We start from the raw sequence: 5,361 nt of genomic DNA, 5'->3' as shown, positions 1-5,361 counted from the left end.
AGCCAGTCGACGATCGCCTGGTCCCAGTCGTCACCGCCGAGCTTGTTGTCACCGGAGGTTGCACGGACCTCGACGACACCGTCGCCGATCTCCAGGAGGGAGACGTCGAAGGTACCGCCACCGAGGTCGAAGACCAGGATGGTCTGCTCCTTGTCGCCCTTCTCCAGGCCGTATGCCAGTGCTGCGGCGGTCGGCTCGTTGACGATGCGCAGGACGTTCAGGCCTGCGATCTGGCCGGCATCCTTGGTTGCCTGGCGCTGGGAGTCGTTGAAGTAAGCCGGCACGGTGATGACCGCATCGGTGACATCCTCGCCCAGGTAGGACTCGGCGTCGCGCTTCAGCTTCATCAGCGTGCGTGCGGAGATCTCCTGTGCGGTGTACTTCTTGTCGTCGATCTCGACGTTCCAGCTGTCGTCGCCGATGTGGCGCTTGACGGAGCTGATGGTGCGGTCAACGTTGGTGACCGCCTGGTTCTTTGCGGACTGACCGACCAGAACCTCGCCGTTCTTAGCGAAGGCTACGACGGAAGGCGTGGTGCGTGCGCCCTCGGAGTTGGCGATAACGGTTGCCTCGCCACCCTCAAGCACCGACACCACAGAGTTCGTGGTCCCCAGGTCAATACCTACTGCGCGTCCCATTGTCTTTTCTCCTTTTTGTTGTGGGTATTATGTGCTGACCCTTGCGAGCCTCTCACTAAGCCTTAGCGCCCTAGACTCAAGCTTTATTCCCAGCATCCGGAAAATCTCTTAAATTTCTCCGAAAACCAGCGGTTTTCAGTTGTTTTGAGCCCTTCGGCAGCCTCGGAAGCTCTGCATGAGTGCCAGCGCCTCAACTTCTGTAACCAAGTATCCAAAGATTTCATTCCCGGTCAAGCCGACTTGAGCACATCGGACTCAGCTTCCACGATTTCCGCAGGGCAGACTAGGCTAAACAGCCATGAGCCTGTCGATGCACATCGCCGCACTCTTTCCGGACCCGCGCGTACAGCGCGCCAAGAAGCAAACCGGCATCGTCCGGAAGACCGCCATCCTGCCGGATCCACCCCACGAGGTGCGCCAGCACTATGCCGTTTTCGAGCGCTGGCACTCAGGCTTCCCCATTTACTCCATCACCCAGATGGTCTTCGGAGACTCCCAGTCCGCCGAGGCGCAGGAGTACGACCCGAACGCGCCAGCCCTCGACGAACTCACGCCCCGGCAAACCGCCAAACGCGCCGTCCTTTACATTCCGGGCGGCGACTTCTCCGATTACATGCCTACCGCCGCCTGGCGCTTCGTCACCGACCTGGTGGACGCAGGCCTGCGCGTCGACATCCCCCTCTCAGGTCGACTGCCGGATTACACCGCCCGGGAGGCCGTGCCGCTGGTGCGCCGGGCCTACCAGGATCTCCTGAAGGAACACGGGGCGGAGAACATCACGGTCATCGCCGATGGCTCCGGAGCAGCGCTCGCCCTCGGCAGCCTGCTGGCATTCCTGCCGGACGCCAGCCCCGCCAACGTCATCCTCGTCGACCCCTGGTACGACCTCGTCGCGAGCGGCTGGCAGCAGGAACACACGGGAAGGGTGGCGTCCTACTTAAAGGATGTCTCCCACCGCTGGGCCGGCGGCCAGCTGAATAACGCGAAGGTCAACCCCGGCGTCATGGAACGCCAGGAGTGGCGCCAGTGGGCAGGCTCCGCCTTCCACGTCTTCGTCGGTGGGCACAGCCAGCCGATGCGGGATGCGCGGCGACTCGAGAAGGACCTGAAGAACGCAGAGGTAGCGGTGGAGGTCACCCGCGTCGAAGGAACCGTCTACATGTATCACCTGCACCGGACCAGCGAGGGGCGCCGCGACCGCCGTCAAATGATCCGCATCGCAGAGGGGCAGGGGAACTAAAGAGCGACCCCAATGACGCTGTGTTCCGCATCACTAGTGGTAGAGCGCCGATTCGTGAGCCAGCACACAATTTAAGCAACATTTCTATTGCGTATTTCGCCCCCGGAGCGAGGCCGAAAAAGTGTATATACCTGCGGTTAAGCTGCTAACGTACCCATGAAGTAACGGAATTATAGGTATCCAGCTCATCCGAGACTGGCTTATAAAGGAGTACTCCATGTACCTGCTTGCAGCAGGGCAGGCGACAAGCACTGACATTCCGTGGAATGTCACGGTCCCCCTGGGGATCATTGGCGCGCTGCTCTCCATCCCAGCCTGGATTTTCTTCATCCGCGGTGCCCTGCAGATCTTCAGGACGATCCGCCTGGGCCAGCCGGCGCTGAAGCGCACGGATAACCCCGGCGCCCGCCTTGGCAACCTGATCAAGGAAATCCTGGGCCACACGAAGATGGCCAAGAAGCCTGGGGTCGCGATCGCCCACTGGTTCGTCATGGTGGGCTTCCTCCTTGGCGCACTGGTCTGGTTCGAGGCTTATATCCAGACCTTCAACCCGGAGGGCGGCTGGCCGATCATCGGCAACTGGGCCGTCTACCACTTCGTTGACGAGATCTTGGGGATCGGCACCACGCTTGGCATCATCGCCCTGATCATCATCCGCCAGAACATCGGCGATAAGGAGCGCAAGGCCCGCTTCTACGGCTCCAATGCCAAGGCCGCATACTTCGTCGAGATCGTGGTTCTGCTTGAGGGCCTGGGCATGATGTTCGTGAAGGCCGGCAAGATCGCCACGTTCGCCAGCTACGAGGGCGGCCACGCCTCCACCGACTTCCTGACGATGCAGATCGCGAAGATCCTGCCGGAGTCCCCGCTGATGGTCTCCATCTTCGCGCTGATCAAGCTGCTCTCCGGCATGGTCTGGCTGTTCATCGTGGGTCAGAACATCACCTGGGGTGTCGCATGGCACCGCTTCATGGCGTTCTTCAACATCTTCCTGAAGCGCAACTCCGACGGCCGTAACGCGCTCGGCGCGGCGAAGCCGATGACTTCCCAGGGTCGCATCCTGACCATGGAAAACGCCGATCCGGACACGGATAACATCGGCGCCGGCTCCATCGAGGACTTCACCTGGAAGGGCTGGATGGACTTCACCTCCTGTACCGAGTGTGGCCGCTGCCAGGAGCAGTGCCCGGCCTGGAACACGGAGAAGCCACTGAGCCCGAAGAAGCTCATCATGGACCTGCGCGACCACGCGGTCGCTTCCGCCCCGTATCTGCTGGAGAAGGCCTCCGCCCCTGCCGGTGGCGGACTGTTTACGGGCGACGCCACCGAGGTGGACCCGGCAGCCGAGGCGCACTCCGACATGCCACTGCTGCAGCTGGTCGCCGAGGGCGAGATGGGCGTTATCGACCCGGACGTCCTGTGGTCCTGCACCAACTGTGGTGCCTGTGTCGAGCAGTGCCCGGTGGACATCGAGCACATCGACCACATCGTCGACATGCGCCGCTACAAGGTGCTGGCCGAGTCCGAGTTCCCGACCGAGCTGGGTGGCCTGTTCAAGAACATGGAGACCAAGGGCAACCCTTGGGGCCAGAACAACAACCAGCGTTCCGACTGGATCCAGAAGGCGAAGGCCGACGGCATCGAGGTGCCGGTCTTCGGCGAGGACATCGAGAACTTCGATGACACCGAGTACCTGTTCTGGGTCGGTTGCGCCGGTGTCTACGACGACAACGCCACCAAGACGACCCGCGCGGTCGCGGAACTGCTGTACACCGCTGGTGTGAAGTTCGCCGTCCTGGGTGAGAACGAAGGCTGCACGGGTGACTCTGCCCGCCGCGCCGGTAACGAGTTCCTCTTCCAGATGCTGGCTGAGCAGAACATCGAGATCCTGGACAACGCCTTCGAGGGCGTGCCGCCGAAGCAGCGCAAGATCGTTGTTACCTGTGCTCACTGCTTCAACTCCCTGCGTAACGAGTACCCGGAGATGGGCGGTAACTACGAGGTCATCCACCACACCCAGCTGCTGAACAAGCTGGTCCAGAAGGGCTACCTGGAGCCGGTGAACACGCCGAACTCCAGCCGTACCGTGACCTACCACGACCCGTGCTTCCTGGGCCGTCACAACAAGGTCTTCGACGCCCCGCGTGAGCTGATCGGCGCCTCCGGTGCTGAGCTCACCGAGATGCCGCGCAACCGCAACACCGGCTTCTGCTGTGGTGCTGGTGGTGCCCGCATGTGGATGGAGGAGGACCTCGGTTCCCGCATCAACCTGAACCGCACGGACGAGGCGCTGGCCACCGGCGCGGACGCCATCGCGATTGGCTGCCCGTTCTGTAAGACGATGATCAACGACGGTGTGAACAACCGTCAGGCAGACATCGAGGACAAGAGCGAGCGCACCCAGGTTCTGGATATCGCCCAGATGTTCCGCGAGTCCATCCTGGTCGACGGCGAGCTGCCGGCACCGCGCTCCCCTGAGTTCCTGGCCGCCCCTGAGCGTGGCTGGGTCGATGAGGAGAAGCTGGCCCGCGAGGAGGCCGAGCGTAAGGCCGCTGAGGAAGAGAAGCGCCGCGCTGAAGAGGAGAAGAAGCGCAAGGCGGAGGCCAAGGCTGCTGAGGATAAGAAGAAGCAGGCTGCCGCTGCCGCCGGTGGCGCTCCGGCCGCTCCTTCTGCCCCAGGTGCTGCTGCTCCGGCCGCACCAGGTGCCCCAGCAGCTCCTGCTGCGGGTGCCCCGGCTGCCCCAGCGGCGCCAGGCGCTCCGGCCGCACCGTCGGCCCCGGGTGCCCCAGCTGCCCCGGGTGCTCCATCGGCGGGCGCTCCTGCTGCACCGAGTGCTCCAGGCGCCCCGGGTGCCCCTGCTGCTCCGGCAGCTCCAGGTGCCCCAGCAGCTCCAGGCGCTCCGTCGGCTCCGGGTGCTCCAGCCGCGCCAGGTGCTTCCGCCCCAGCCGCTCCGAAGGCTCCAGCGGCACCAGGTGCTCCAGGCGCCCCGGCTGCACCGGCCGCCCCGGGCGCATCCGCACCAGCGGCTCCTGCCACCGAGGGTGACGCTGCAGCTGAGAAGCCAGCAGCAGCACCGGCCGCGGAGAAGACCGAGTCCGGCGCCATCAAGCTGGGCAGCACCACTCCGGGCGCGCCAGGCGCTCCGGGTGCTCCAGGTGCACCGGCTGCACCGGCCGCGGCACCAGTGGCAGCAGCTCCAGCGGCTGAACCAGCAGAGGCTCCGGCCGCACCGGCAGCCGAGCAGAGCGAGCAGGCAGAGGCGCCAGCTGAGCCTGCCGCCCCGGCAGCTGAGGCACCCCAGGCCGCTGCACCGGCGTCGGGTGCAACCGAGGAGGGTGGCGTGATCAAGCTCGCCGCCTCCACCCCGGGCGCTCCGGGTGCACCGGGCGCGCCAGCGGCTCCTGCCGCACCGGCTGCAGCGCCAGCCGCTCCGGCCCAGCCAGCAGCGCCTCAGGCCCCTGCCGAAGAGCAGGCCGAGGAGGC

General features: G+C 64.5%; 3 protein-coding genes. 2 read left to right on the top strand and 1 reads right to left on the bottom strand.

All coding sequences use genetic code 11. The features are described 5' to 3' along the window. A partial coding sequence (locus tag Q1V78_RS08705) for an Hsp70 family protein (protein WP_300613660.1) occupies window positions 1–638 on the bottom strand: 638 nt, incomplete at its 3' end. Between the two features lie 298 nt (window positions 639–936). Between Q1V78_RS08705 and Q1V78_RS08700 the strand changes: the two genes are divergently transcribed. Beyond that, window positions 937–1,878: an alpha/beta hydrolase fold domain-containing protein gene (locus tag Q1V78_RS08700; RefSeq protein ID WP_300613658.1), complete on the top strand. Its 942-nt coding sequence runs from the start codon at window positions 937–939 to the stop codon at window positions 1,876–1,878. A gap of 217 nt (window positions 1,879–2,095) precedes the next feature. Further along, window positions 2,096–5,361: (Fe-S)-binding protein (locus Q1V78_RS08695; protein WP_300613656.1), on the top strand; the 3,266-nt coding region annotated here is incomplete at its 3' end.

The sequence above is a fragment of the Corynebacterium sp. genome, assembly GCF_030152825.1.
Taxonomy (GTDB): domain Bacteria; phylum Actinomycetota; class Actinomycetes; order Mycobacteriales; family Mycobacteriaceae; genus Corynebacterium.
This window is presented reverse-complemented; position numbering and strand designations above follow the sequence as displayed.